The following is a 25,347-nucleotide window of genomic DNA, read 5'->3' on the forward strand; positions in this document are numbered from 1 at the left end:
AAATCGCGAGGGGTGGCGGCAGAGGTAGCGCCCGCGCGCCGGCTGCGTCAACATGGCCGGCATGGACGGCTTCGACCCCGGCGTGATCGCCGCCCTGCGCGAGGATTTGCCGGAGGACGCGCTGCGCCACATCCTGCGCACCTTCGAGGCCGACCTGGCGCGCCTGCTGGGCGAGCTGGTAGCCGCCGCCCAGGCCGGCCGGCGCGACGCCTACCTGCACGCGGCGCACGCCCTGGCCGGCGCCGCCGGGGCGGTGGGGCTGACCGGGCTGGAAGCCGAGGCGCGCATCGCCATGGACCCCGCCCAGCCCGAGGGGCCGGCCGCCGTCATCCCGCGCCTGCTGGCCCGGGGCCGCGCCGGGCTGGCGGTGCTGACGCGCGAGATCGGTTGAGCGCCGCGCGCATCCTGCTCATCGAGGACACCCCCTCGCAGGCGGAGCTGGCCCTCGCGCAGCTGCGCGCCCTGGGCTACGAGGTGCGCCACGCCGCCACGGGCAGCGAGGCGCTGGCCATCGCGCAGGGCTGGCAGCCGGAGGTGGCGCTGGTGGACCTGGGCCTGCCCGACATGGCCGGCTTCGCGGTGATGGAGCGCCTGGACGGGCCGGCCATGGTGGTGCTCACCGCCCAGGGCAGCGTGGCGACGGCGGTGGAGGCGATGAAGCGCGGCGCCGGCGACTTCATCGTCAAGCCCTGGAAGCGCGAGCGACTGCACGCCACCATCGAGAGCGAGCTGGAGAAGCGCCGCCTGCGCGTGGAGCTGCGCGCGGCGAAGGAGGCGCTGAACCCCTCGCGCTTCGGCCCCTTCATCGGCGCCAGCGCGGCGATGCAGGCGGTGTACCGCACGGTCCAGGCGGTGGCGGCCAGCAAGGCCAGCGTCTTCGTCACGGGCGAGAGCGGCACCGGCAAGGAGCTGGCGGCGGAGGCGCTGCACGGCGCCAGCCCGCGCGCCAAGGGGCCCTTCGTGGCGCTGAACTGCGGCGCCATCCCCAAGGACCTGCTGGAGGCGGAGATCTTCGGCGTGGTGAAGGGCGCCTTCACCGGCGCCGGCGAGAGCCGCGACGGCGCCGCCCAGCGCGCCCATCGCGGCACCCTGTTCCTGGACGAGATCGGCGAGATGCCGATGGACGCCCAGGTGAAGCTGCTGCGCTTCATCCAGACCGGCGTGGCCCAGCCGGTGGGCGGCGGGGAGGGGCGCCGGCTGGACGTGCGCTTCGTCGCCGCCACCAACCGCGACATCGAGGCCGAGGTCGCCGAGGGCCGCTTCCGCGAGGACCTGTTCTGGCGCCTCTACGTGGTGCCGGTGGAGCTGCCGCCGCTGCGCGGGCGCGGGGCGGATGGCGTGCTGCTGGCGCGCCACTTCCTCGCCGCCTTCGCGAAGGAGGAGGGCAAGGCGTTCCGCCGCCTGTCGCCGGAGGCCGAGGCGGCGATCCAGGCCAACCCATGGCCCGGCAACGTGCGGCAATTGCAGAACGCCCTGCGCAACGCCGTGGTGCTGCATGACGGCGAGGTGCTGGAGGCCGCGATGCTGCCCGCCGCCCTGATGCGCGGCGCCGCGCCGGAGGCCCGGCCGGCCGGCACGGCGCCGGTGGCCGCCCCTGCGGTGGAGCCGCTGGCGGCGCTGGAGAAGCGCGCCATCCTGCACGCCCTGGAGGTGACAGGGCAGGACGTGGCCGCCGCCGCGCGGCTGCTGGAGGTCAACCCCTCGACCATCTACCGCAAGCTTCAGGCCTGGAAGGGGCAGGCCACATAAAGACATGTTTATGCCTCTAGGCATCGGTCGGCGGCTCTGGTAAGGCGCGCGCCGAACACCCGACCCGCGAGGATGGACTGATGCCGGTGGCCGCCGAATACGTCGTGAAGGATCTCTCCCTGGCCGATTGGGGCCGCAAGGAGATCAACATGGCCGAGGACGAGATGCCCGGCCTGATGGCGACCCGCGCCGAGTACGGCAAGGCGCAGCCGCTGAAGGGCGCGCGCGTCGCCGGCTGCCTGCACATGACCATCCAGACCGCCGTGCTGATCGAGACGCTGGTGGCGCTGGGCGCCGACGTGCGCTGGTCGTCGTGCAACATCTTCTCCACGCAGGACCACGCCGCGGCCGCCATCGCCGCCGCCGGCGTGCCGGTCTTCGCCAAGAAGGGCGAGACGCTGGAGGAATACTGGGACTACGTCCGCAAGACGCTGGAATGGGGCGATGGCGGCACGCCCAACATGCTGCTGGACGATGGCGGCGACATGACGCTGCTGGTCCATTACGGCCTGCGCGCCGAGCAGGGCGACGTGGCCTTCCTCGACAAGGCTTCGAACGAGGAGGAGACGGTCTTCTTCGCCCTCATCAAGAAGTGCCTGAGCGAGAAGCCGGGCTGGTTCGCCAAGCTGGCCGCCAGCATCAAGGGCGTGTCGGAGGAGACGACGACCGGCGTGCACCGCCTGTATTCCATGGCGAAGGAGGGCAAGCTGCTGTTCCCCGCCATCAACGTGAACGACAGCGTCACCAAGTCGAAGTTCGACAACCTGTATGGCTGCCGCGAGAGCCTGGTGGACGCCATCCGCCGCGGCACCGACGTGATGATGGCCGGCAAGATCGCCATGGTCGCGGGCTTCGGCGACGTGGGCAAGGGCAGCGCCGCCTCGCTCCGCAACGCCGGCTGCCGCGTGATGGTGAGCGAGGTTGACCCCATCTGCGCGCTGCAGGCCGCGATGGAGGGCTACGAGGTGGTGACGATGGAGGACGCCGCCCCGCGCGCCGACATCTTCGTCACCGCCACCGGCAACGTGGACGTGATCACCGCCGACCACATGCGCGCGATGAAGCACCGCGCCATCGTCTGCAACATCGGCCACTTCGACAGCGAGATCCAGGTCGCGGCGCTGCGCAACCACAAGTGGGACAACGTGAAGCCGCAGGTGGACGAGATCGAGTTCCCCGACGGCAAGCGCATCATCCTGCTGAGCGAGGGCCGCCTGGTGAACCTGGGCAACGCCACCGGCCACCCGAGCTTCGTGATGTCGGCGTCCTTCACCAACCAGACGCTGGCGCAGATCGAGCTGTGGACGGACGGCGCCAAGTACGAGAACAAGGTCTACGTCCTGCCCAAGCACCTGGACGAGAAGGTGGCCCGCCTGCACCTGGAGAAGGTGGGCGCCAAGCTGACGACGCTGCGCCCCGAGCAGGCCAGCTACATCGGCGTGACGCCGCAGGGCCCCTTCAAGGCCGAGGCCTACCGCTACTGAGCCGGCAAGGCGCGGCGCCGGGCGCCGCGCCTTGCACGCGTCATCCGTGCGCCGGGCGCGTTCCCGCGCGCCTGGCCGCGCCGCCTGGACGCTGCCATGCGCCCGGATTCTGCCCGGGCACCCCAAGGCGCCTGTTGTGCCTCGCTGGCCGCGCGCCTAATGAGGCCCGCGACGGGGCGTAGCACAGCCTGGTAGTGCGCCTGCTTTGGGAGCAGGAGGCCGGAGGTTCGAATCCTCTCGCCCCGATGCCCGCTATTCCACCAGCGCCGCCCCATCCCGCCGCGGGTCGGTGCCCGCGGTCACCCGCCCGCGCTGCAGGCGGATGATGTTCAGCCCCGAGTTCATCTCCCGCGCCTCGGCCGGCACGCCGCGGGCCACCAGCGCCGGCAGCAGCCCGGCGGCGGCGGTGCCCTGCTCCAGCTCCACCTGCGCGTTCAGCGGGCCGGCATGCGGCAGCGCGGCCGCGGCCTGGGCGTCCATGTTCCAGTCCAGCAGCGCAACCGCCGCCTGCGCCACGTAGCCGATGATGCGCGCCCCGCCGGGCGAGCCCAGCGCCGCTTCCAGCCGCCCGTCGCGGAACACCAGCAGCGGCGACATGGAGGAGCGCGGGCGCTTGCCGCCCTCCACCCGGTTCGCCACCGGCCGCCCCTCCACCTCCGGCCGGAAGGAGAAGTCGGTCAGCTGGTTGTTCAGCACGAAGCCGCGCACGACGATGCGCGCGCCGAACACGCTTTCCACCGTGGTGGTCATGGATACCGCGTTGCCCTCGGCATCCAGGATGGAGACGTGGCTGGTGCCACCCTCCGGCTGCGGCGGCTGGCTGGCCAGGGGCGGGCCGTCGCGCCGCGGGTTGCCGGCGCGCGGCTGCGCCACCGCCTGGTCCAGCGACAGCAGCTGCGCGCGCTGCGTCACGTAGGCCGGGTCCAGCAGCCCGGCGACCGGCACCGGGGCGAAGGCGGGGTCGGCCATGAACAGGTTGCGGTCGGCGAAGGCCAGCCGCCCGGCCTCGCCCAGCAGCATGGCGGCGTCCGCCCCGGCGGGGTCCAGCGCGCCCATCTCGAAGTGGCGCAGCAGCTGCAGGATCTGCAGCACCACCGCCCCGCCCGAGGGCGGCGGCACGGCGCAGACCTGGAAGGCGCGATAGGGCAGGCAGATCGGCGCGGCGGCGCGCGCCTCGTAGCCGGCCAGGTCGTCGGCGGTCATCAGCCCCGGGTTCGTGGGGTGGCTGCGCACCGCGCGCACGATGTCGGCGGCGATGGGGCCGCGGTGCAGCGCGTCCGCCCCGCCCTCGGCCACCGCGCGCAGGGTGGCGGCCAGGGCCGGGTTGCGCAGCGTCGCCCCCTCGGCCAGGGCGGTGCCGTCGGGGTTCAGGAACAGCGCCCGCGCCGCCGGGTCGCGGGCCAGGGTCGCGGCGGCGCCCGCGATCTCGCGCGACAGCCGGGCGCCGACCGGGAAGCCTTCCTCCGCCAGCCGGACCGCCGGCTCGAACAGCCGCGCCCAGGGCAGCTTCCCCTGCGCGCGGTGCGCCGCCTCCAGCGCCCGCAGCGCGCCCGGCACCCCCACGGCGCGCCCGCCCACCACGGCGTCCATGAAGGGCATGGGCTGGCCATCGCGCAGGAACATGTCGGTCCGTGCGGCGGCGGGCGCCGTCTCCCGCCCGTCCCAGGCGGACAGCGCACGGGCAGGGGCGTTCCAGTGCAGCAGGAACAGCCCGCCGCCGATGCCAGAGGATTGCGGCTCCACCAGCGTCAGCACCGCCTGCACCGCCACCGCGGCGTCCACCGCGCCGCCGCCGGCGCGCAGCATGGCCATGCCGGCCTCGGCCGCCAGCGGGTGGCCGGCCGCCACCGCCAGGCGCGGGGCATCCTGCGCCCGCCCCCCGAGGGGCGAGAGGAGCAGCAGCAGAAGGAGGAGGAAGCGCATCATCCCAGCCTTAACCCGGATGGGAAGCCCAGGTCACGCCCGCCTTGCGCGGCGCCGGTAGGACAGCGCCTCCGCCACGTGCGCGCGGGTCACCGCCGCGCTGCCCGCGAGGTCGGCGATCGTGCGCGCCACCCGCCGCGTGCGGGTGAAGCCGCGGGCGGACAGGCCCAGCCGCTCGGCGGCCTGTTCCAGCAGCGCCAGGGCATCGCCTTGCATGGCGAGGGTGGAGTCCAGCGCCTCGCCCTCGGCGGCGGCGTTGTGGCGCGGCCCGGCCTCGCCGTAGCGGGCGCGCTGGCGCCCGCGGGCGGCGCGCACGCGGGCGGCGACGGCGGCGCTGGCTTCGCCGCGCGGGGCGCGGGCCAGCTCGGCGGGCGGCACCGGCTGCACCTCCACCACCAGGTCCATGCGGTCCAGCAGGGGGCCGCTGATCTTGTCCAGGTAGTCCTCGCCGCAGCGCGGGGCGCGGGCGCATTCGCGGCCCGGCGTGCCGAGCTGGCCGCAGCGGCACGGGTTCATCGCCGCCACCAGCTGGAAGCGCGCGGGGAAGGTGACGTGGGCCTGCACGCGCGCGATCACGGCGCGGCCGGATTCCAGCGGCTGGCGCAGCGCCTCCAGCGCCGGGCGCGGGAATTCCGGCCATTCGTCCATGAACAGCACGCCGTGATGCGCCAGGCTGATCTCGCCCGGCCGCCCCTTCGCGCCGCCGCCCACCAGCGCGGCCTGCGAGGCGCTGTGATGCGGGTCGCGGAAGGGCGGGCAGGTCAGCAGCCGGCCGTCGCGCAGCAGCCCGGCGACGGAATGGACCATGGATAGCTCCAGCGCCTCGCGCGCGCTCAGCTCTGGCAGCAGGCCGGGCAGGCGGGCGGCCAGCATGGACTTGCCGGCGCCGGGCGGGCCGACCAGCAAGAGGTTGTGCCCGCCGGCCGCCGCGATCTCCAGCGCGCGCTTGGCGCTTTCCTGGCCCTTCACCTCGGCGAGGTCCGGCCCCGGCGGCGGCGCGGTGGCCAGCGAGGGCGGCGCGGGTTCGCCCAGGATCTGCGTGCCCTTGAGGTGGTTCAGCAGCGCCGGCAGGTCGGCGGGCGCCAGCACGCGGCCGCGCGCCGCCCAGGCGGCCTCGGCGCCCTGGGCCTCGGGGCAGACCAGGCCCAGGCCGCGCTCGGCGGCGGCGAGTGCGGCGGGCAGGACGCCGGCCACCGGGTGCAGCACGGCGTCCAGCGACAGCTCCCCCAGCGCGGCGAATTGCGCCATCTCCTCGGCCGGGATCACCTCCATCGCCGTCAGCAGCGCCAGCGCGATCGGCAGGTCGTAATGCGAGCCTTCCTTCGCCAGGTCGGCGGGGGCGAGGTTCACCAGCACGCGCTTCGCCGGCAGCGCCAGCCCCATGGAGGCCAGCGCGCCGCGCACCCGCTCGCGGCTCTCGCCCACCGCCTTGTCCGCCATGCCGACCAGGATGAAGGCCGGCAGGCCGGAGGTGAGCTGCACCTGCACCTCCACCGGCACGGCCTCGATGCCCTGGAAGGCGAAGGTGGTCACGCGGGCGAGGCTCATGCGGACTGTGTCCGCATGAGCGGTTCTTGCGCCCTCAGACGCCGGGCGCGCGCATTCGCGCGCTTGGCTTCGCCGGACTGCCGGCGGCGCGCATTCGCGCGCTCGGCCCGCGGCGCGGGCCGCTGGTGCTGGCTCTTCGGAAACGGGCTCTCCATCCCGCGCGCATCGCAGACGCAACCTCCGATGGCAAGGCCGCCGATTGCCGCGCGCGGGGTGCGGCGGTAATGCGAGGGGCACCGACAAGGGAAGCTGCGCCATGACCGAACGCTCCGGCCCGCTCAAGGGCCTCAAGGTCCTCGACCTCACCCGCGTGCTCGCCGGGCCGACCTGCACGCAGATGCTGGGCGACCTGGGCGCGGAGGTTATCAAGGTGGAGCGCCCGCAGGCCGGCGACGACACCCGCGGCTTCGCCCCGCCCTTCTGGCCCGGCACGCAGGAGAGCGCCTACTTCCTCGGCGTCAACCGCAACAAGCTCAGCGTCACGCTCGACATCGCCACGCCTGAGGGCCAGGCGGTGGTGCACCGCCTGCTGGAGCATTGCGACATCCTGGTGGAGAACTTCAAGGTCGGCGCCCTGGCGAAGTACGGCCTGGGCTGGGAGCAGCTGAAGGCGAAGCACCCGCGCCTGATCTACTGCTCCATCACCGGCTTCGGGCAGACCGGCCCCTACGCCCCGCGCCCGGGCTACGACGCGCTGATCCAGGCGATGGGCGGCGTGATGAGCCTGACCGGCGAGCCCGGCGGCTCCCCGCAGAAGGTGGGCGTGCCGGTGGCGGACCTGTTCGCCGGCCTGTACGGCTGCATCGGCATCCTGGCCGCGGTGAACCACCGCAACAGCACCGGCGAGGGCCAGCAGGTGGACATCGGCATGCTGGACACCCACGTGGCCTGGCTGGCGAACCAGGGGATGAACTTCCTGGCCACGAAGGAGAACCCGCCGCGCCTGGGCAACCAGCACCCCAACATCAGCCCGTACCAGGAGTTCCCGACGAAGGATGGCTACATCATCCTCGCCGTCGGCAACGACCCGACCTTCGAGCGCTTCTGCAAGTCCTTCGGCTGCGAGCACCTGCTGGAGGATGCCCGCTTCCAGACCAACGCCAGCCGCGTGCAGAACCGCGACCTGGTGACGCAGACGCTGACGCCGGTGATGCAGGGCCGCACCACCGCCGAATGGGTCGAGGCGCTGGAGGCGAAGAAGATCGGCTGCGGCCCGATCAACACGCTGAAGGAGGTCTTCGCCGACCCGCACGTGCAGGCGCGCGGCATGCTGATGACGCTGCCGCATGCCAGCGGCGCCACGGTGGAGGTGATCGCCAACCCGGTGAAGCTTTCCGCCACGCCGGCCGACTACCCGGTGCCGCCGCCGGTGCTGGGCCAGCACAACGAGCAGGTGCTCAAGGGCCTGCTGGGGCTGAGCGACGCAGAGGTCGCCGCCGCCCAGGGCAACCCGGCGAAGCAGGCCGCCGAGTGATGCGGCGCGGCGCCTGTTCCTTTCTGCTGGCCGGGCGGTTCCACCGCCTCGCCTGGGTGGAATGGGGGCCGGAGGACGGCGCGCCGGTGCTGTGCGTGCACGGCCTGACGCGCAACGGGCGCGACTTCGACGCGCTGGCCCATGCGCTGGCGGCGCAGGGGCGGCGCGTCATCTGCCCGGACCTGCCGGGGCGCGGCGCCTCCGACTGGCTGCCCGACCCGGCGCTGTACCAGCCGCCCTCCTACGTGGTGGCGCTGGCCCACCTGCTGGCGCGGCTGGACGGACCCGTGGACTGGGTCGGCACCTCGCTGGGCGGCATTTGCGGCATGCTGGTCGCGGCCGGGCCGGGCAACCCGATCCGCAAGCTGGTGCTGAACGACGTGGGCGCGCGCATCCCGGCCGAGGCGCTGGCGCGCATCGGCGCCTATCTCGCCGCCGCGCCGACGGTGTTCGCCGACCTCGCGGCGGTGGAGGCGTATTTGGCGCGCGTGCACGCGCCCTTCGGCCCGGGCACCGACTTCGCGCACTTGGCGCGGCATTCGGTGCGCGAGGTGCCGGGCGGGCTGGCGCTGCACTACGACCCCGCCATCGCCGCGCCCTTCAACGCCGCGCCGCCGGCCGATGCCGACCTCTCGATGGTCTGGGCGCTGGGCACCGCGCCGACGCTCATCATCCGCGGCGAGAGCAGCGACCTGCTGACGGGATCCGACGCGCGCGCCATGGCAGCGAAGCCGGGCGCGCGGCTGCTGGAGATCGCCGGCGCGGGCCACGCGCCGAGCCTGATGAACGACGCGCAAATCCAGGCGTTGCAAGGCTTTCTCGCGGAGTCCTGATCCGCAACCGCCGCTTCCCGCGGAACGTTGCACCGGCCTCACAAACCGCAAGGCCGTGCCATGCTTCCCCGCCGTCTCTTCCTCGCCACGCCCTTCGCCCTCGCCGCCTGCGGCGGGGCGGAGGCCGACCCCACTGGCGAGGCAACGCCGGAGATGCGCGCCCTGCTGCAAGGCTTCCTGCGCCGCAACGGGCCGGAAGCCGGGCAAGCCGACCCGCCGCGCTTCCGCGGGCAGTCCACCCTGGCGCAGATCGCCGAGGCGCAGCACCCCGGCGAGCGCCATCCCATGGCCCGGCACGAGGCGCTGGAGGTGCCCACCCCCTTCGGCGAGACGCTGCCCGCGCGCCTCTACCTGCCCGAGGGGCTGGGCGAGCGGCCGCCGCTGGTGGTGTTCTTCGGCAACGGCGCCTGGATCGGCGGGTCGCTCGACGCCAGCGAGCCGCTGGCCAAGGCGCTGGCGACGGAGGCCGGCGCCATGCTGCTCTCCGTCCAGGGCCGGCTGGCGCCGGAGCACCGCTTCCCCATCGCCCACGAGGACGCGCTCTCGGCGTGGCGCTGGGCGGTGCGGCAATCCGCCACGCTGGGCTTCGACCCGCGCCGCATGGCGATGGCCGGCGAGGGCTCGGGCGCGAACCTGGCGCTGGCCACCGCGCTGGCCGCGCGCGACCAGCACCTGCCGCGCCCGGTGGCGCTGGCGCTGGGCACGCCGATGATCGGCGCCGGCGGCGACACCGCCAGCATGGCGCGCTACGCCAAGGCCCGCCCGCTGGACGCCGAGGCGGCGCGCCGCGCCCTGCGCCTGGTGTCGCGCGGCCCGCGCGACCTGCAGGACGCGCGCATGGACCCGGCCCGCCGCGCCACCCTGGCCGGCCTGCCGCGCACCCTGATCGTCAACGCGCAGATCGACCCCTTGCTGGACGAGGGCGCGGCGCTGGAAACCGCGCTGGTCGCCGCCGAGGTGCCGGTGCGCCGCATCGTGTTCCCCGGCGTCACCCACGGTTTCCTGGGCTGCGGCGCGGCGCTGCCCGAAGCGCGCCTGGCCCAGCGCGAGATGGGGGCGGAGCTGCGCGCGGGCTTCGCGGCCATCCGCGACCCGGTGCCGGCGCCGCCGGTGATGGCGAACCGCAACGCCCGCGTCGCGCGGCGTTAGCCCCGCGCCGACGGGTGCATCGCGGCGGGCGCAGGCCCAGGCGCCGGCCGCGCCTGATCGAAGCCCGCGGCGGTGCGGGTCAGCCCGCGCGCAGCAGCCGCGCGGCGCTGACCGCGAAATAGGTGAGGATGCCGTTGGCGCCGGCGCGCTTGAAGGCCATCAGCGCCTCCATCATCGCGCGGTCATGGTCCAGCCAGCCGTTGCGCACAGCGGCCATCACCATGCTGTATTCGCCGCTGACCTGGTACACGAAGGTGGGCAGGCCGAATTCGCGCCGCACGCGGTGCAGCACGTCCAGGTAGGGCAGGCCGGGCTTCACCATCACCATGTCCGCGCCCTCGGCGATGTCCAGCGCCACCTCGCGCAGCGCTTCGTCGCTGTTGGCGGGGTCCATCTGGTAGGTCTTCTTGTCGGCGGGGCCGAGGCGGTTGGCGCCCACCGTGCTGCCCACCGCGTCCCGGAACGGCGCGTAGAAGCCCGAGGCGTATTTCGCCGCGTAGGACATGATGCGCGTGTGCACCAGGCCGCGCGCATCCAGCGCCCGGCGGATGGCGCCCACCCGGCCATCCATCATGTCGGACGGCGCGATGCAGTCCACGCCGGCCTCGGCCTGCAGCACGGCCATGCGGGTGAGCACGGAGACGGTCGCCTCGTTGTCCACCTCGCCCGCGCGGATCACGCCGTCATGGCCGTGGGTGGTGTGGGTGTCCAGCGCCACGTCGCCGATCAGGCCCAGCGCCGGATAGGCGGCCTTCAAGGCGCGGGCGGCGCGGCACAGGAGGTTCTCCGGGTCCAGCGCGCCGGTGCCTTCCTCGTCGCGCGCCTCCATGGGCGTGTAGGGGAACAGCGCGACGGCGGGGATGCCGAGCTCCACCGCCTCCGCCACATGCGCCACCACCCGGTCCACGCTGACGCGGAACACGCCGGGCATGGAGGGCACCTCGTCGCGCTGCCCCTCGCCGGCCGTCAGGAAGATGGGCCAGATGAGGTCCTGCACCGCCAGCCGCGTCTCGGCCGAAAGCGCGCGGCTCCAGCCATCCATGCGGTTGCGGCGCAGGCGGGTGAGGGGGAAGGAACCCGGAAGCTGCATCTCAACCGATCGCTTGCTCGAGGTCGGCGATGATGTCGTCCACGTGCTCGATGCCGATGGACAGGCGCACGTAGCCCGGCGTGACGCCGCTCATCCGCTGCTCCTCCTCGTTGAGCTGCGAATGCGTCGTCGTCGCCGGATGGATGGCGAGGCTGCGCGCATCGCCGATGTTGGCGACGTGGTAGAACAGCTTCAGGCGCTCGATGAAGGCGCGCCCGGCCTCCGCGCCTTCCTTCAGCTCGAAGCCGAGGAGGCTGCCCATGCCGCCCTTCAGGTGCTCCGCCGCGCGCCGCGCCGCCTCGCCCTGCGCCAGCGAGGGGTGGGTGACGCTCGCCACCTTGGGGTGCTGCGCCAGCCAGGCGGCGACGCGCAGGGCGTTGGCGCAATGGCGCTCCATCCGCAGCGGCAGCGTCTCCAGCCCCTGGATCGCCATGAAGGCGTTGAAGGGCGACAGGGGCGCGCCGAGGTCGCGCAGCAGGCAGGTCCGCATCCGCAGGATGTAGGCGATGGGGCCCAGCGGCTTCGCCGCCTCCGTCCAGACCGCGCCGTGATAGGAGGGGTCGGGCGTGTTCAGCGTGGGGAAGCGCGCGCCGCCCGCCGCCCAGTCGAAATTGCCGCCATCGATGACGATGCCGCCGATGGAGGTGCCATGCCCGCCGATCCACTTGGTCGTGGAGTGCATGACCACCGCCGCCCCGTGCTGGAACGGCTTGCAGATCACCGGCGCGGCGGTGTTGTCCATGATGAGCGGGATGCCCAGGCGCCGGCCCAGCGTGGCGACCTCGGCGATGGGGAAGACCTGGAGCTTGGGGTTGGGCAGCGTCTCGGCGTACCAGCAGCGGGTGCGCTCGTCGCTGGCCTTGGCGAAGTTCTCCGGGTCCACCGGGTCCACGAAACGGACCTTGATGCCGAACTGCTTGAGCGTGTTGGCGAACAGGTTCCAGGTGCCGCCATACAGGTCGGTGGAGCTGACGATGTTGTCGCCCGCCGCGCAGAGGTTCATCACGCAGAAGGTCGTCGCCGCCTGGCCCGAGCCGACCGCCAGCGCCGCCACCCCGCCCTCCAGTGCGGCGAGGCGCGTTTCCAGCGCGTCGCAGGTGGGGTTCATGATGCGGGTGTAGATGTTGCCCAGCTCCTGCAGGCCGAACAGCCGCGCCGCGTGGCCGGTGTCCTGGAACTGGAAGGAGGTGGTCTGGTGGATCGGCACCGCGACCGACCCGGTCGTGGGGTCGGCGCGGTGGCTGCCGCCGTGCAGGGCGATGGTCTCGGGCTTCATGGCGTGGGTTCCGCGGTGTCTGGCCGCGGAACCATGGCACCATGGCGCGGCGCTGTCAGCGGGGGCGCGCCGTCTCCCGCCCGATGGCGAAGGCGCCGGCGGTGGTCCACTGCCCTTCCAGCGTGCCGTCGCGCCGGATCTCGTAGATGCCCATGCCGGTCTGCCCGCCCAGCGAGAAGGCGGTGGCCAGGGTCAGCCCGCTCACCATCGCCACGCCCTCGATGACGTCCTGCCCGATGGTCCAGACCACGCGGAAGGACGCCAGGCCCACCTGCGTCAGCAGCATGCTGCCGGTGTATTCCGTGCCGTCCGGGTTGGCGCCGCTGACGTCGTAGGTGCCCGAGCGCTGCGCCGCCGCCGGCCCGCCCAGGGTGAGCGCCAGCAGCGCCCCGTAGATCAACCGCCTCATCCTCTGCCTTCCTTCACCACCGCCACGCGCAGCGCATTCGTCGCGCCCGGCGTGCCGAAGGGAACGCCGGCCGTGACCACGATCTCCTCCCCCGGCTGGGCGAAGCCCTCGCCCAGCGCGGCGCGGGAGGCGCGCGCGACCATCTCCGTCATCGAGTGGATATCCGGAACCGTCAGCGGATGCACCCCCCAGGCCACCGCCAGCCGCCGGGCGCTGCTTTCCAGCGTGGTCAGGCCCAGGATGGGGCAGTCCGGCCGCTCGCGCGCCACGCGCAGCGTGGTGGAGGCGGTGGTGGTGAAGGTGGCGATGACGCGCGCGCCGATGGTGTGCGCCACCTGCCGCGCCGCGGCGGCGATGGCCCCGGCCGAGCTGCGCTCCGGCTCCGGCCGCTTGGCGTCGGTCAGCTGGCGCCAGCCCTCGTCCTGCTCCACCCGGGCGACGATGCGGTCCATGATGTTCACCGCCTCGAAGGGGTACTGCCCGGCGGCCGTCTCGGCGGAAAGCATCACCGCGTCGGCGCCGTCGAACACCGCGGTGGCCACGTCGCTCGCCTCGGCGCGGGTGGGGGCGGGGGCGGTGATCATGCTTTCCAGCATCTGGGTGGCCACCACCACCGGCAGGCCGCGCTGGCGGGCGGCGCGGACGATGCGCTTCTGCACCAGCGGCACCTCCTCCGGCGGCAGCTCCACGCCCAGGTCGCCGCGCGCCACCATCACGCAATCCGCGAGGTCGAGGATGCCGTCCAGGTTCTCCACCGCCTGGGGCTTCTCCATCTTCACCATGATCCAGGCGCGGCCATCGGCGATGGCCTTGGCTTCCGCCACGTCCTCCGGCCGCTGCACGAAGCTCAGGCCCACGTACTCGATGCCCAGCGGCAGCACGAAGTCCAGGTCCTCGCGGTCCTTGCGCGTCAGCGCCGGGATGGGCAGCGGCACGTCGGGCACGTTCACGCCCTTGCGGTCGGACAGCGGGCCGCCGACCAGCACCTCCGCCTCCAGGTGGTCGTCGGCGACGGCACGCAGCACGCGCAGCTTCAGCTTGCCGTCATCCAGCAGCAGCGTGGTGCCGATGCGCGCGGCGTTGATGATCTCCGGGTGCGGCAGCTGCACGCGCTGCACGTCGCCCGGCGTGGGGTTGAGGTCCAGGCGGAAGCGCGCGCCCTGCTGCAGCGACACCCGCCCGCCGCCGAACTTGCCCACGCGCAGCTTCGGCCCCTGCACGTCGGCCAGGATGCCGATGGGCCGGCCGGTGCGGCGCTCCACCTCGCGGATCATGCCGATGCGCGCCGCGTGGTCCTCGTGCGAGCCGTGCGAGAAGTTGAGGCGGAACACGTCCGCCCCCGCCCTGAACAGCTTCTCGATCACCTCGATGGTGGAACTCGCCGGGCCGAGGGTGGCGATGATCTTGGTGCGGCGGTGGCGCCGCAGCGGGATGCGCATGTCTCACTCCCCGGCGAGCAGGATGGCCCGCACGTCGTTCACGTTGGTCAGCGTCGGCCCGGTGCGGATCAGCGTCCCGGCGGCCTCGAACACGTCATAGGAACGGTGCGTTGCCAGGGCGTTGCGGCCTTGCGACAGGTCCATGCCCGGCCCCCACCAGGCGCCGGCGGCGTCCGACTTGCCGTCGATGCCGTCGGTGTCGGCGCACAGTGCCCAGGCGCCCGGCACGCCCTGCAAGGCCAGCGCCATGCCCAGCAGCGTCTCAGTGCTGCGCCCGCCACGCCCATCGGTGCCGGGGGCGATGGTCACGGTGGTCTCGCCGCCCGAGAGCAGCACGCAGGGGCGGGGCAGGGGGTGGCCGTGCAGCGCGGCGCAGCGCGCGATGCCGGCCAGGGCGGTGCCGACATGGCGGGCCTCGCCCTCCAGCGCATCGCCCAGGATCAGCGGCGTGACGCCCTGCGCGCGGGCCTCGGCGGCCATGGCTTCGAGTGCCATCAGCGGCGTGGCGATCAAACGGAACTCGGCATTGTCCAGGCGCTTGGGGCTTTCCTGCTCGGCGCGCTCCAGGTGCGCCGTCACGGCGGGCGGCAACGCCATGCGGTGATGCGCCACCAGGGCGCGCGCCTCGGCGAAGGTGGTGGGGTCGGCCACGGTGGGGCCGGACGCGATCACCTCCGGGTCGTCGCCCGGCACGTCGCTGATCGCCAGCGTCACCACCCGCGCCGGGGCGCAGGCCGCCGCCAGCCGCCCGCCGCTGAAGGCGGAGAGGTGCTTGCGGATGCAGTTCATCGCGTGGATGCCCGCCCCCGAGGCCAGCAGCGCCCGGTTGGTGGCGATCAGGTCCTCCAGCGACAGCCCAGGCGCGGGCAGCGTGGCGAGCGAGGAACCGCCGCCGCTGACCAGGAACAGCACCAGGTCGTCGGCCGTCAGCCCATGGCACAGCGCCAGCATCTCCGCCGCCGCCGCCGCCCCCGCGGCATCGGGCACCGGGTGGGCGCCGAAGCGCAGGCGGATGCGCGCCAGCGGCAGCCCGGCGCCGTGCGGGGCGATCACCAGCCCCTCGGCGTCCGGCCAGGCGGCTTCCACCGCCGCGGCCATCGGGGCGGCGGCCTTGCCCACCCCCAGCACCAGCACCCGCCCCCTCGGCCGCTCCGGCAGGTGCCGGGCCAGCACGGCACGCGGGTCGGCCGCGCGCACGGCGGCGCCGAACAGGCGGAGGAGGAGGTCGGGCGGGTTCACCGCGCCACCCAACGACAGGCGCCCCGAACGGTCAAGCCGTTTCCCCTTGCTTGCATGCAAGATGGTATGCAACAAGCGGAGCCGTGCCCCGTCACGCCCTCGCCACCGGCAGGCGCCGCAGCGCCGCCACGATCTCCGCCGCCGCGCGCTCGCGATGGCGCGTCACCGCCTCGCGCGCCGTCTCGGCCATGCCGGCGCGCAGGGCGGCGGTGATGGCGCCGTGCTCGGCCACGGAGGAGTCCGGGCGGGGCCGCAGCGGCAGGGTCAGCGCCCGCGCGCGGTCGGCGTGGTCGGCCAGGGCGGCGGCCAGCCGCGCCAGGTGCGCGTTGCCCGCCGCCGCCAGCAGCAGCGCGTGGAAGCGCCCATCCGCCATCGCCCAGCCGGGCAGGTCCCCGCCCGCCAGGGCGGCGCGCATCGCCTCCGTCTCGGCCTCCATGCGCTCGGCCCAGGCGGCGCGGTTGGGCTGGCGGGCGGCGGCCATGGCGGCCGCCCCCTCCAGCGCCACCAGGGCGGCGTAGATGTCGCGCATGTCCTCCGGCGCGGCGGGCCGGATGCGGATGCCGCGCCGGGCGCGGATCTCCACCCAGCCTTCCTCCTGCAGCCGCAGCAGCGCCTCGCGCACCGGCGTGCGCGAGACGCCCAGCCGCCCGGCCAGCTCGGTTTCCGTCACCACCGCGCCCGGCAGCAGCGCGCCGGCCACCACCTGCGCCCGCAAGGCGCGGTGCACCGCCTCGGCGCGGCTGCTCGGCAGGTCCTCCATCGCGCGGCACCATACCGGGCCGCGCCCTTCGCAAGGAACCCCATCATGCGCACCCATCGCATCGCCGCCATCCCGGGCGACGGCATCGGCAACGAGGTCATTCCCGCCGGGCTGGAGGTCCTGCGCGCCGTGCAGGAACGCCAGGGCGACTTCACGCTGGATGTGACCGACCTGCCCTGGGGCAGCGACTTCTACCGCGCCACCGGCCGCATGATGCCCGAGGACGGGCTGGAGACCCTGCGCGGCTTCGACGCCATCTACTTCGGCGCGGTGGGCGACCCGGAGCTGCCGGACGCGCTGACGCTGTGGGGCCTGCGGCTGCGCATCTGCCAGGGCTTCGACCAGTACGCCAACATCCGCCCCACCCGCGTGCTGCCCGGCCTGCAATCCCCGCTGCGCGGCGTCGAGGCCGGGCAGATCGACTGGGTGATCGTGCGCGAGAACTCGGAGGGCGAGTATGCCGGCCATGGCGGCCGCGCCCACCAGGGCCACGGCATCGAGGTGGCGACGGAAACCAGCATCTTCACCCGCGTGGGCGTGGAGCGCATCATGCGCACCGCCTTCCGCATCGCCGAATCCCGCCCGCGCAAGCTGCTGACGGTCGTCACCAAGAGCAACGCCCAGCGCCACGGCATGGTGTTCTGGGACGAGGTGGCCGCGGCGGTGGCGAAGGACTTCCCCGCGGTGACGATGGAGAAGGAGCTGGTGGACGCCATGGCCGCCCGCTTCGTCCGCAAGCCGGCTTCGATTGACACGGTCGTCGCCACCAACCTGCACGCCGACATCCTGAGCGACCTGGCCGGCGCGCTGACCGGCAGCCTGGGCGTCGCGCCCACCGCCAACCTGGACCCCGAGCGCCGCGCGCCCTCCATGTTCGAGCCCATCCACGGCTCGGCCTTCGACATCACGGGCAAGGGCGTGGCCAACCCCATCGCCACCTTCTGGACCGCCTGCATGATGCTGGACCACCTGGGCGAGGCGGCAGCCAGCGCCCGGCTGATGCGCGGCATCGAGGCGGCGACGGCCAGGGGCGTGCTGACGCCCGACCTCGGCGGCACCGCCACCACAAAGGACGTGACCGCGGCCGTGGTCGAAGCTATCCGTGCGGACAACACGTAATCCATAACGAGGAAACGTCCATGAGCATCACCCGCCGCGCGGCCCTCGCGCTGCCCTTGCTGGCGACGCCCGCCCTGGCGCAGGGCGGCTTCCCCAGCCGCCCGATCTCGCTGCTCATCCCCTTCGCCGCCGGCGGGCCGACCGACATGATCGCCCGCCTGCTGGCCGAGGGGATGCAGCGCGAGCTGGGCCAGCCGGTGGCGGCGGAGAACGTGACCGGCGCCGGCGGCACCATCGCCGCCGCCCGCGTGGCCCAGGCCCGCGCCGACGGGCACACGCTGCTGATCCACCACATCGGCCTCGCCTCGGCCGCCACGCTGTACCGGCAGCTGCCCTTCTCCATCACCCAGGGCCTGGCGCCGCTGGGGCTGGTGTCGCACACCGGCATGGTGCTGGTGGCCCGGCCCGACTTCCCGGCCAACGACACCGCCGGCTACATCCGCGTGCTGCGCGAGCGCGGCGAGGCGCTGAACCTCGGCCATTCCGGGCTGGGCGGCTCCAACCAGCTCTGCGCCATGCTGCTGCAGCACGCCGCCGGCAAGGGCGCCACGCAGATCGTCTTCCGCGGCTCCGCGCCCGCGATGACCGAGATGATGGCCGGCCGCCTGGACCTGTCCTGCGAGCAGGCGACGGTGGCCGCGCCCTTCATCCGCGACGGCCGCATCAAGGGCTTCGCGGTGACGCTGCCCGAGCGCGTGACCGGGCTGGACCTGCCCACCACGCGCGAGGGCAACGTGGACCTCACCATGTCCGCCTGGCACGGGCTCTACGCCACCGGCGGCACCCCGCCGGAGGTGGTGGCGCGCCTCAGCGCCGCGGTGCGCGCCGCCCTGGGCGAGGAGCGCCTGCGCGCCCGCTACGCCGAGACGCTGACCACGCTGCCGCGGGCCGAGGAGGTGGACGCCGCCTTCCACGCCCGCTTCCTGCAAAGCGAGATCGAGCGCCTGCGCCCCCTCATCCTCGCGGCCGGCCAGTTCGCCGACTGAGGCGCGCTCAGCGCCGCCCGGCCAGCGCCGCGGCCAGGGTGGCGCCGGCCGGCGCCCCGGTCGCCGGGCGGACCAGGCGCAGCCCCGCGCCGGCCGCCATCCGCGCCTCGCGCGGGGTGTAGCCGTACTCGGCGCGGAAGGCGCGGGTGAAGGCGGTGTGGTCGAAGAAGCCGTGGCGCTCCGCCAGGGCGCCGATGCCGGTGCCGGCATGGGCGGGGTCGCACAGCGTGGCATGCGCGAGGGACAGGCGCAGGCGCTGCAAGGCGCGCGTCACGCCGCCCTGCGGCTCGAACAGCTTGTACAGCGCGGTGCGCGACATCCCCATCATCGCCGCCAGCCGGGCCGGGGTGAAGGTGGCCTCGCCGTGGTGGCGGCGCATCAGCAGGCGCGCCTGCTCCATCCGGCCCTGCGTGGGCTGGGCCCCGTCGGGCGCGGCGCCCACCAGCAGGCAGGCCGAGATCATCGCCACCGCCGCCTCCGCCAGGTGCGGCGCCTCCTCCGCCGCGCCGGTCTCCAGCCGCCCGCGCAGCAGCAGCAGCCAGTCGGCCAGCAGCCCCGCCCCGGCGCCGCGCAGCGGGCCGTCGCCCAGCGCGGCCAGGCCCTGCGACAGCACGGGGAAGGCGTCGCGCGGGATGAACAGGCTGATCCACTCGCCGTCGTCCCAGCGCGCCTCCCACGGCGTGGCCAGCGTGGTCAGGAAGGGCTGCATCGGCAGGGCGTGCAGCTCCTCCGCCGGGTAGCGCGACAGGGAGCGGCCGCGGGTGAGCAGGCGGATCATCCAGTGGTCCAGCCCGTCGCGCCGCACATGCGCCGGGCTGCGCCGGAAGCCCGCGCCGCTGCACGCGGTGGCCGAGACGACCAGCGGCCCCAGCGACCACAGCGCCGTGCGCGCCTGGAACCGCCGGCGCGACGCCGGCGGCACCTCCAGCTCGCTCAGCCCGCCCTGGCGCTCCCGCCAGGCGTCGAAGCGCTGCGCCTCGGGAAGCGCGGCCACGTCGAACCGCACCGCGGGCAGCCCCGGCGCGGGCGGGCCATGGTCCAACAAGCCGTCGCGCATGGCGTGGCCTCTCCTTCCCAGGCATGATCGGGTTTGCCGCCGCCCGGGACAACTGCGATTCGCGCGGGATTGCAAGGCCGCCCGCGCGGGGGCATGTGCAGGGCCCCACACGGAGGAGAAACCGCCATGCCCACCCCGCAGCCCGAGGCCGAGCTGGCGCTGGGCGCCGCCGCCGCGCTGGACGCGGCCACGCGCGAGCGCATCGAGGCCGCGGCGTTCCGCAAGCTGGTGGCGCACCTGCGCGCGCGCAGCGACGTGCAGAACATCGACATGATGAACCTCGCCGGCTTCTGCCGGAACTGCCTGTCGCGCTGGTACCAGGAGGCCGCCGCCGACGCCGGAACCGCGCTGGAGGTGCCGCAGGCGCGGGAGATCGTCTACGGGATGGACTACAAGGCCTGGCAGGCGGCCCACCAGACCGAGGCGAGCGAGGGCCAGAAGGCCGCCTTCGCCCAGGCCATGGCCAAGCACGGCTGAGCGAGGTAAAGCGCCGCGCATGGCAGAACAGACTGACGACACCAAGGAAGTCGGCGGGATCGCCGCCGACCGCCTGCGCTCCATCATCGAGCGCATCGAGCGGCTGGAGGAGGAGCGCAAGTCGCTCGCCGACGACATCAAGGACATCTACGCCGAGGCGAAGTCCGCCGGTTTCGAGGTGAAGGTGGTCCGGCAGATCATCCGCCTGCGCAAGCAGGAGCCCGCCGAGGTGGAGGAGCAGGAGACCCTGCTGGACCTCTACCGCCGCGCGCTGGGCATGTGACGGCGCGCCTCACCGCTTCCGGCCAGGTCGCGGTGCGGCCCGGCTGGCTGGCGCTGACCGCCGAGGCGGCGCTGGAGCCCGCGCTGCCCATCCTGGACCCCCATCACCACCTGTGGGACCGCGCCGACGAGCGCTACCTGGTGGCGGAGCTTGCGGCGGACGCCGGGCAGGGCCATGACATCCGCGGCACCGTGTTCATCCAGTGCGCCTCGGCCTACCGCGCCGCGGGGCCGGAGGAAGAAAGGCCGCTGGGCGAGACCGCCTGGGTGGCCGCCCAGGCGCGCGGCGGCTTCTGCGCCGGCATCGTCGGCCTGGTGGACCTGACCCTGGGCGAGCGCGTCACGCCGCTGCTGGAGGCCCACCTGGCCCTGGCGCCCGGGCGCTTCCGCGGGGTGCGCAACCGCACCGCCTGGCACCCGGACCCCACCGTGCGCGCCAACCTGACCGCCCCGCCGCCCGGCCCGCTGGGCACCCCCGCCTTCATCGCCGGCGCCCGGCGGCTGGCCGCGCTCGGCCTGAGCCTGGATGTGTGGTGCTACCACACCCAGCTGGGGCTGGTGCTGGAGGTGGCGCGGCAGGTGCCGGAGCTGACGCTGGTGCTGGACCACCTGGGCGGCCCGCTGCACGCCGGCCGGGACCCCGGCGTGTTCGCCGCCTGGCACCCGGCGATGGCCGAGCTGGCGCGCTGCCCCAACGTGCTGCTGAAGCTGGGCGGGCTGGCGATGGAGGTCGGCGGCTGGGACTTCGACCTGCGCCCCCGCCCGCCCGGCTCGGCCGAGCTGGCGGCGGCCTGGCGCCCCTGGGTGGAGACGGGCATCGCCCTGTTCGGCCCCGGGCGCTGCATGTTCGAGAGCAACTTCCCGGTGGACAAGGGCATGGTCGGCTACGGCGTGCTGTGGAACGCCTTCAAGCGCCTGGCCGCCGGATGCAGCCCGGAGGAAAAGGCGGGGCTGTTCCACGGCACCGCCGCCCGCGCGTACCGGCTGGACCTTCCCCCCATGCGCCCGGCAGGACTCGAACCCGCAACCAAGCCGTTATGAGCGGCCCGCTCTGACCATTGAGCTACGGGCGCGCGGGGAAGCTCAGCCCTTGTCCTTGTAGCGCGCCACCGCCTCGTTGATGAGGCGGCGGGCCATGGCGGCGTCGCCCCAGCCCTTCACCTTCACCCACTTGCCCGGCTCCAGGTCCTTGTAGTGCTCGAAGAAGTGGCGGATCTGGTCCAGGGTGATCTGGGGCAGGTCCTCGGCGTCGTGCACCCCCTCGTAGCGCTTGGTGAGCTTGGAGGAGGGGACGGCGATGATCTTCTCGTCGTGGCCGCCGTCATCCTCCATCAGCAGCACGCCCACCGGGCGGCAGTTGATGACGGCGCCGGGGATGATGGGCCGGGTGTTGGCGATCAGCACGTCGATCGGGTCGCCGTCGTCGCTCAGCGTGTGCGGCACGAAGCCGTAGTTCCCCGGGTAGCGCATCGGCGTGTACAGGAAGCGGTCCACGAACAGCACGCCCGCGTCCTTGTCCATCTCGTACTTGATGGGCTCGCCGCCGATGGCGACCTCCACGATCACGTTCACGTCCTCGGGCGGATTCTTGCCCGTGGGGATGGCGGCGAGGTTCATGCTGGTCTCCCGAAGCTTGCGCCGGGCTTCAACCACGAATCCGCGCGGCGGGGGAGGGGGGCGGGATTTCCCTTCCATGCCGGAGATTCCCCTGCCTAACCTTGCCGGGCGCGGCCGCCGCAGAGCCGCGGGGGAAACGGAAGGGGACAGGGTTTTGATCACAGGGACCTTGCTGCTGGTCATCCTGCTGGGGGCGGCCTCGCTCGCCTATGGCTGGGTGACGACGAAGGAGATCATGGCGAAGCCGGCCGGGAACGCCCGGATGCAGGAAATCGCCCAGGCCATCCAGGAAGGCGCCTCGGCCTACCTGCGGCGGCAGTACACCACCATCGCCATCGTGGGCGCCGTGCTGTTCGTGCTGGTGTTCGCGCTGCTGGGCGCGGCGGTGGCCGTGGGCTTCCTGCTGGGCGCGGTGCTCTCGGGCGTGGCGGGCTTCATCGGCATGAACGTGTCGGTGCGCGCCAATGTCCGCACCGCCGAGGCCAGCACGCAGGGCCTCGCGGCGGGGCTGGACCTCGCCTTCAAGTCGGGCGCCATCACCGGGATGCTGGTGGCGGGCCTGGCGCTGCTGGGGGTGGCGGTCTACTTCTTCGTGCTGGTGGTGATCGGCGGCTTCGCCATCAACTCGCGCACCGTGATCGACAGCCTGGTGGCGCTGGGCTTCGGCGCCTCGCTGATCTCCATCTTCGCCCGGCTGGGCGGCGGCATCTTCACCAAGGGCGCCGACGTGGGCGGCGACATGGTGGGCAAGGTGGAAGCCGGCATCCCCGAGGACGACCCCCGCAACCCCGCCACCATCGCCGACAACGTGGGCGACAACGTGGGCGACTGCGCCGGCATGGCCGCCGACCTGTTCGAGACCTACGCCGTCACCGCCGTGGCCACCATGGTGCTGGCCGCCATCACCTTCCCCGACGCCACGCGCGCGGCGGCGATGCTGTTCCCGCTGGCCATCGGCGCGGTCTGCGTCATCACCTCCATCGTCGGCACGTATTTCGTGAAGCTGCCGGCCAGCAACTCCATCATGGGCGCGATGTACCGCGGGCTGGTGGTCACCGGCGTGCTGTCGCTGCTGGCGCTGCTGCCGCTGTCCTACCTGGTGATGGGCACCGGCACGCTGGTGGCCGGCGGCGCCAGCTTCACCGCCTTCTCCCTGTTCCTGTGCGGGGCGGCGGGGCTGGCGGTGACGGCGGCCATCGTCTGGATCACCGAATACTACACCGGCACCGGCTTCCGCCCGGTGAAGTCCATCGCCGAGGCGTCGCAGACCGGGCACGGCACCAACGTGATCCGCGGCCTCGCCGTGTCCATGGAGGCCACCGCCATCCCGGCGCTGATCATCATCGCGGGCATCATCGTCACCTACTCGCTGGCGGGCCTGTATGGCGTGGCCATCGCCACCACCACCATGCTGGCCCTGGCCGGCATGATCGTGGCGTTGGATGCCTTCGGCCCCGTCACCGACAACGCCGGCGGCATCGCCGAGATGGCCGGCCTGCCGCCCGAGACGCGCGTGACCACCGACGCCCTGGACGCGGTGGGCAACACCACCAAGGCGGTGACCAAGGGCTACGCCATCGGCTCGGCGGCGCTGGGCGCGGTGGTGCTGTTCGCCGCCTACACGCAGGACCTGCAGTACTTCACCGCCAACAGCGCCAGCTACCCCTACTTCACCGGCATGGCGGCGGTGGATTTCTCCCTGGCCAACCCCTACGTCGTGGTGGGGCTGCTGTTCGGCGGCATGCTGCCCTACCTGTTCGCGGGCATGAGCATGACCGCGGTGGGCCGCGCGGCGCAGAGCGTGGTGGAGGAAGTCCGCCGACAGTTCCGCGAGAAGCCGGGCATCATGGCCGGCACCGACAAGCCCGACTACGGCCGCGCGGTGGACATGCTGACCCGCGCGGCCATCCGCGAGATGATCATCCCCTCGCTGCTGCCGGTGCTGGCGCCGGTGGTGTGCTTCTTCGTGGTCAACGCCATCGCCGGCAAGGCGGCGGCCTTCGCAGCACTCGGCGCGCTGCTGCTGGGCGTCATCGTCACCGGCTTCTTCGTCGCGGTTTCCATGACCACCGGCGGCGGCGCCTGGGACAACGCCAAGAAGTACATCGAGGAAGGCCATTACGGCGGCAAGGGCAGCGACGCCCACAAGGCCGCCGTGACGGGCGACACGGTGGGCGACCCCTACAAGGACACCTCGGGGCCGGCGGTGAACCCGATGATCAAGATCACCAACATCGTGGCGCTGCTGCTGCTGGCCATCCTGGCGCACGGGTAGCGCCGGCGTGCCATCGCGTCGCGGCGGCTGTCCGGCCGCCGCGCGAAGCTGGCCCTGGGCCAGCGAGGCCTGTGCCCGGCTGCGGCGGCTATTCGGCCGCCGCGCGAAGCTGGCCCTGGGCCAGCGAGGCCTGTGCCCGGCCGCGGCGGCTATTCGGCCGCCGCAGCCATCCCTTGCCAGGCCGGGTTGAGCATCGGGTTCGCGCCGCCGATGCGCTGGCGGGCCGCCCAGTATTCCCCGGCCAGCCGGTCCACTAGCCGCGCCGCCGGCTGCACCTCGCGGATGCCGCCCACGCTCTGCCCGGCGCCCCAGATGTCCTTCCACTTCTTCTTGCGGTCGGAGCCGAAGTTCATCGCGCTCGGGTCGCTGCGCTCCAGATTCTCCGGGTCCAGCCCGGCGTTGCGGATGGACGGCGCCAGGTAGTTGCCGTGCACCCCGGTGATGAGGTTGGTGTAGACGATGTCCGCCGCGCCGCTCTGCACGATCATGCGCTTGTAGTCCTCCACCGCGCGGGCTTCCTCCGTGGCGATGAAGGCGGTGCCCATGTAGGCGAAGTCCGCGCCCATCGCCTCGGCGGCCAGGATGGAGGCGCCGTGCGCGATCGAGCCGGACAAGGCGACCGGCCCGTCGAACCAGGCCCGCGTCTCCTGCACCAGGGCGAAGGGGGATTGCGCGCCGGCATGCCCGCCGGCGCCGGCGGCCACCAGCACCAGCCCGTCGGCGCCCTTCTCCACCGCCTTGCGGGCGAAGACCTGGTTGATGACGTCGTGCAGCACGTGCCCGCCATAGGAATGGACGGCCTGGTTCACCTCCGGCCGGGCGCCCAGGCTGGTGATGATGACCGGCACCCGGTGCTTCACCACCAGCTCCAGGTCCTGCTCCAGCCGGTCGTTCGACTTGTGCACGATCAGGTTGATGGCGAAGGGCGCGGCCGGGCGGTCGGGGTGGGCGCGGTCATGCGCGGCCAGGCGCTCGCGGATCTCGTGCAGCCATTCGTCCAGCTGCTCCAGCGGCCGCGCGTTCAATGAGGGCATGGCGCCGATGACGCCCGCGGTGCACTGCGCCACCACGAGGTCCGGCACCGAGATGATGAAGAGGGGCGAGCCGATCAGCGGCAGGCGCAGCCGCCCCCTCAAGGTGTCGCGCAGGTCCATCGGCGTC

Annotated in this window: 23 protein-coding genes and 2 tRNA genes; 13 read left to right on the plus strand and 12 right to left on the minus strand. The window is 73.4% G+C overall.

All coding sequences use genetic code 11. The features are described 5' to 3' along the window. Positions 1-61: 61 nt before the first annotated feature. The 4 genes from ACI6QG_RS09410 (at position 62) to ACI6QG_RS09425 (ending at position 3,479) form a co-directional block, all read left to right on the plus strand. Positions 62-391, plus strand: a complete 330-nt coding sequence (locus tag ACI6QG_RS09410) for an Hpt domain-containing protein (RefSeq protein ID WP_407024340.1) — start codon at positions 62-64, stop codon at positions 389-391. Continuing rightward, positions 388-1,749 (plus strand): sigma-54-dependent transcriptional regulator, encoded by a 1,362-nt coding sequence (locus ACI6QG_RS09415; RefSeq protein ID WP_407024341.1) that lies wholly within the window; start codon positions 388-390, stop codon positions 1,747-1,749. The genes ACI6QG_RS09410 and ACI6QG_RS09415 overlap by 4 nt, the downstream gene beginning before the upstream one ends. 80 nt (positions 1,750-1,829) lie before the next feature. Further along, on the plus strand, positions 1,830-3,233 hold the full coding sequence (gene ahcY, locus ACI6QG_RS09420; RefSeq protein ID WP_407024342.1) for an adenosylhomocysteinase: 1,404 nt from the start codon (positions 1,830-1,832) through the stop codon (positions 3,231-3,233). Between the two features lie 172 nt (positions 3,234-3,405). After that, positions 3,406-3,479, plus strand: a tRNA-Pro gene (locus ACI6QG_RS09425). Positions 3,480-3,485: 6 nt separating this feature from the next. Here the strand turns inward: ACI6QG_RS09425 and ggt are convergent. After that, positions 3,486-5,159 carry a gamma-glutamyltransferase gene (ggt, locus tag ACI6QG_RS09430; RefSeq protein ID WP_407024343.1) on the minus strand — a complete coding sequence of 558 codons (1,674 nt, stop codon included), beginning with the start codon at positions 5,157-5,159 and terminating at the stop codon, positions 3,486-3,488. Positions 5,160-5,189: 30 nt separating this feature from the next. Next, positions 5,190-6,704, minus strand: coding sequence for a YifB family Mg chelatase-like AAA ATPase (locus ACI6QG_RS09435; protein ID WP_407024344.1), 1,515 nt, complete (start codon positions 6,702-6,704; stop codon positions 5,190-5,192). A 256-nt stretch (positions 6,705-6,960) separates the two neighbouring features. Between ACI6QG_RS09435 and ACI6QG_RS09440 the strand changes: the two genes are divergently transcribed. From ACI6QG_RS09440 to ACI6QG_RS09450, 3 genes are read left to right on the plus strand one after another with little or no spacing between them, the layout of a single operon-like run. Beyond that, entirely contained in the window at positions 6,961-8,178 is a 1,218-nt protein-coding gene (locus ACI6QG_RS09440; RefSeq protein ID WP_407024345.1) for a CaiB/BaiF CoA transferase family protein, read from the plus strand. Continuing rightward, a complete protein-coding gene (locus ACI6QG_RS09445) occupies positions 8,178-9,011 on the plus strand; it encodes an alpha/beta fold hydrolase (protein WP_407024372.1) in 834 nt (277 codons plus the stop codon). The genes ACI6QG_RS09440 and ACI6QG_RS09445 overlap by 1 nt, the downstream gene beginning before the upstream one ends. Positions 9,012-9,071: 60 nt before the next feature. Continuing rightward, a complete protein-coding gene (locus ACI6QG_RS09450; protein WP_407024346.1) occupies positions 9,072-10,160 on the plus strand; it encodes an alpha/beta hydrolase in 1,089 nt (362 codons plus the stop codon). A gap of 79 nt (positions 10,161-10,239) precedes the next feature. Here the strand turns inward: ACI6QG_RS09450 and hemB are convergent, their stop codons facing one another. From hemB to ACI6QG_RS09480, 6 genes are all read right to left on the minus strand, one after another. Next, on the minus strand, positions 10,240-11,250 hold the full coding sequence (gene hemB / locus ACI6QG_RS09455) for a porphobilinogen synthase (protein WP_407024347.1): 1,011 nt from the start codon (positions 11,248-11,250) through the stop codon (positions 10,240-10,242). Position 11,251: 1 nt separating this feature from the next. After that, on the minus strand, positions 11,252-12,526 hold the full coding sequence (locus ACI6QG_RS09460; protein ID WP_407024348.1) for an O-acetylhomoserine aminocarboxypropyltransferase/cysteine synthase family protein: 1,275 nt from the start codon (positions 12,524-12,526) through the stop codon (positions 11,252-11,254). A gap of 55 nt (positions 12,527-12,581) precedes the next feature. Further along, entirely contained in the window at positions 12,582-12,935 is a 354-nt protein-coding gene (locus ACI6QG_RS09465; RefSeq protein WP_407024349.1) for a hypothetical protein, read from the minus strand. Next, entirely contained in the window at positions 12,932-14,374 is a 1,443-nt protein-coding gene (gene pyk, locus ACI6QG_RS09470; protein ID WP_407024350.1) for a pyruvate kinase, read from the minus strand. The genes ACI6QG_RS09465 and pyk overlap by 4 nt, the downstream gene beginning before the upstream one ends. Before the next feature lie 3 nt (positions 14,375-14,377). Beyond that, complete coding sequence (locus ACI6QG_RS09475) at positions 14,378-15,613, minus strand: glycerate kinase type-2 family protein (RefSeq protein ID WP_407024351.1); 1,236 nt, start codon at positions 15,611-15,613, stop codon at positions 14,378-14,380. A gap of 91 nt (positions 15,614-15,704) precedes the next feature. Then, a complete protein-coding gene (locus ACI6QG_RS09480; RefSeq protein WP_407024352.1) occupies positions 15,705-16,373 on the minus strand; it encodes a GntR family transcriptional regulator in 669 nt (222 codons plus the stop codon). Between the two features lie 45 nt (positions 16,374-16,418). Here ACI6QG_RS09480 and ACI6QG_RS09485 point away from each other — a divergent pair, with 45 nt between their 5' ends. Together ACI6QG_RS09485 and ACI6QG_RS09490 are read left to right on the plus strand one after the other, a co-directional pair. After that, a complete protein-coding gene (locus tag ACI6QG_RS09485) occupies positions 16,419-17,492 on the plus strand; it encodes a tartrate dehydrogenase (RefSeq protein ID WP_407024353.1) in 1,074 nt (357 codons plus the stop codon). A 20-nt stretch (positions 17,493-17,512) separates the two neighbouring features. Further along, positions 17,513-18,478, plus strand: a complete 966-nt coding sequence (locus tag ACI6QG_RS09490) for a tripartite tricarboxylate transporter substrate-binding protein (RefSeq protein ID WP_407024354.1) — start codon at positions 17,513-17,515, stop codon at positions 18,476-18,478. Between the two features lie 7 nt (positions 18,479-18,485). Here ACI6QG_RS09490 and ACI6QG_RS09495 read toward each other — a convergent pair whose 3' ends face one another. Then, positions 18,486-19,535 carry a helix-turn-helix transcriptional regulator gene (locus ACI6QG_RS09495; protein WP_407024355.1) on the minus strand — a complete coding sequence of 350 codons (1,050 nt, stop codon included), beginning with the start codon at positions 19,533-19,535 and terminating at the stop codon, positions 18,486-18,488. A 126-nt stretch (positions 19,536-19,661) separates the two neighbouring features. Between ACI6QG_RS09495 and ACI6QG_RS09500 the strand changes: the two genes are divergently transcribed. Genes ACI6QG_RS09500 through ACI6QG_RS09510 form a run of 3 tightly spaced genes read left to right on the plus strand, consistent with a single transcriptional unit; the run spans position 19,662 to position 21,335 of the window. Next, complete coding sequence (locus ACI6QG_RS09500; protein WP_407024356.1) at positions 19,662-20,012, plus strand: DUF1244 domain-containing protein; 351 nt, start codon at positions 19,662-19,664, stop codon at positions 20,010-20,012. 19 nt (positions 20,013-20,031) lie between these two features. Then, positions 20,032-20,295, plus strand: coding sequence for a DUF2312 domain-containing protein (locus ACI6QG_RS09505; protein ID WP_407024357.1), 264 nt, complete (start codon positions 20,032-20,034; stop codon positions 20,293-20,295). Positions 20,296-20,327: 32 nt separating this feature from the next. Further along, positions 20,328-21,335, plus strand: a complete 1,008-nt coding sequence (locus ACI6QG_RS09510) for an amidohydrolase family protein (protein WP_407024373.1) — start codon at positions 20,328-20,330, stop codon at positions 21,333-21,335. Here the strand turns inward: ACI6QG_RS09510 and ACI6QG_RS09515 are convergent. Both ACI6QG_RS09515 and ppa read right to left on the minus strand, forming a co-directional pair. Then, a tRNA-Ile gene (locus ACI6QG_RS09515) sits at positions 21,295-21,367 on the minus strand. The genes ACI6QG_RS09510 and ACI6QG_RS09515 overlap by 41 nt on opposite strands. Before the next feature lie 10 nt (positions 21,368-21,377). After that, entirely contained in the window at positions 21,378-21,911 is a 534-nt protein-coding gene (gene ppa, locus ACI6QG_RS09520) for an inorganic diphosphatase (protein WP_407024358.1), read from the minus strand. 169 nt (positions 21,912-22,080) lie between these two features. On the opposite strand from ppa, the gene ACI6QG_RS09525 reads away from it, so the two are divergent. Beyond that, a complete protein-coding gene (locus ACI6QG_RS09525) occupies positions 22,081-24,186 on the plus strand; it encodes a sodium-translocating pyrophosphatase (protein WP_491630727.1) in 2,106 nt (701 codons plus the stop codon). Positions 24,187-24,335: 149 nt separating this feature from the next. Here ACI6QG_RS09525 and ACI6QG_RS09530 read toward each other — a convergent pair whose 3' ends face one another. Further along, positions 24,336-25,340 carry an NAD(P)H-dependent flavin oxidoreductase gene (locus ACI6QG_RS09530; protein ID WP_407024359.1) on the minus strand — a complete coding sequence of 335 codons (1,005 nt, stop codon included), beginning with the start codon at positions 25,338-25,340 and terminating at the stop codon, positions 24,336-24,338. Positions 25,341-25,347: the final 7 nt, after the last annotated feature.

It is taken from the genome of Sabulicella flocculans, from assembly GCF_045449635.1.
In the GTDB taxonomy this organism is placed as follows: Bacteria; Pseudomonadota; Alphaproteobacteria; order Acetobacterales; family Acetobacteraceae; genus Roseococcus.

Excerpts from the sequence above, each read along its gene's own strand:
- ACI6QG_RS09410 (WP_407024340.1), top strand. The coding sequence starts at position 62 with ATGGACGGCTTCGACCCCGGCGTGATCGCCGCCCTGCGCGAGGATTTG.
- ahcY (WP_407024342.1), top strand. The coding sequence starts at position 1,830 with ATGCCGGTGGCCGCCGAATACGTCGTGAAGGATCTCTCCCTGGCCGAT.
- ggt (WP_407024343.1), bottom strand. The coding sequence starts at position 5,159 with ATGATGCGCTTCCTCCTCCTTCTGCTGCTGCTCCTCTCGCCCCTCGGG.
- ACI6QG_RS09435 (WP_407024344.1), bottom strand. The coding sequence starts at position 6,704 with ATGAGCCTCGCCCGCGTGACCACCTTCGCCTTCCAGGGCATCGAGGCC.
- ACI6QG_RS09440 (WP_407024345.1), top strand. The coding sequence starts at position 6,961 with ATGACCGAACGCTCCGGCCCGCTCAAGGGCCTCAAGGTCCTCGACCTC.
- ACI6QG_RS09445 (WP_407024372.1), top strand. The coding sequence starts at position 8,178 with ATGCGGCGCGGCGCCTGTTCCTTTCTGCTGGCCGGGCGGTTCCACCGC.
- ACI6QG_RS09450 (WP_407024346.1), top strand. The coding sequence starts at position 9,072 with ATGCTTCCCCGCCGTCTCTTCCTCGCCACGCCCTTCGCCCTCGCCGCC.
- hemB (WP_407024347.1), bottom strand. The coding sequence starts at position 11,250 with ATGCAGCTTCCGGGTTCCTTCCCCCTCACCCGCCTGCGCCGCAACCGC.
- ACI6QG_RS09460 (WP_407024348.1), bottom strand. The coding sequence starts at position 12,526 with ATGAAGCCCGAGACCATCGCCCTGCACGGCGGCAGCCACCGCGCCGAC.
- ACI6QG_RS09465 (WP_407024349.1), bottom strand. The coding sequence starts at position 12,935 with ATGAGGCGGTTGATCTACGGGGCGCTGCTGGCGCTCACCCTGGGCGGG.
- pyk (WP_407024350.1), bottom strand. The coding sequence starts at position 14,374 with ATGCGCATCCCGCTGCGGCGCCACCGCCGCACCAAGATCATCGCCACC.
- ACI6QG_RS09480 (WP_407024352.1), bottom strand. The coding sequence starts at position 16,373 with ATGGAGGACCTGCCGAGCAGCCGCGCCGAGGCGGTGCACCGCGCCTTG.
- ACI6QG_RS09485 (WP_407024353.1), top strand. The coding sequence starts at position 16,419 with ATGCGCACCCATCGCATCGCCGCCATCCCGGGCGACGGCATCGGCAAC.
- ACI6QG_RS09490 (WP_407024354.1), top strand. The coding sequence starts at position 17,513 with ATGAGCATCACCCGCCGCGCGGCCCTCGCGCTGCCCTTGCTGGCGACG.
- ACI6QG_RS09495 (WP_407024355.1), bottom strand. The coding sequence starts at position 19,535 with ATGCGCGACGGCTTGTTGGACCATGGCCCGCCCGCGCCGGGGCTGCCC.
- ACI6QG_RS09500 (WP_407024356.1), top strand. The coding sequence starts at position 19,662 with ATGCCCACCCCGCAGCCCGAGGCCGAGCTGGCGCTGGGCGCCGCCGCC.
- ACI6QG_RS09505 (WP_407024357.1), top strand. The coding sequence starts at position 20,032 with ATGGCAGAACAGACTGACGACACCAAGGAAGTCGGCGGGATCGCCGCC.
- ppa (WP_407024358.1), bottom strand. The coding sequence starts at position 21,911 with ATGAACCTCGCCGCCATCCCCACGGGCAAGAATCCGCCCGAGGACGTG.
- ACI6QG_RS09530 (WP_407024359.1), bottom strand. The coding sequence starts at position 25,340 with ATGGACCTGCGCGACACCTTGAGGGGGCGGCTGCGCCTGCCGCTGATC.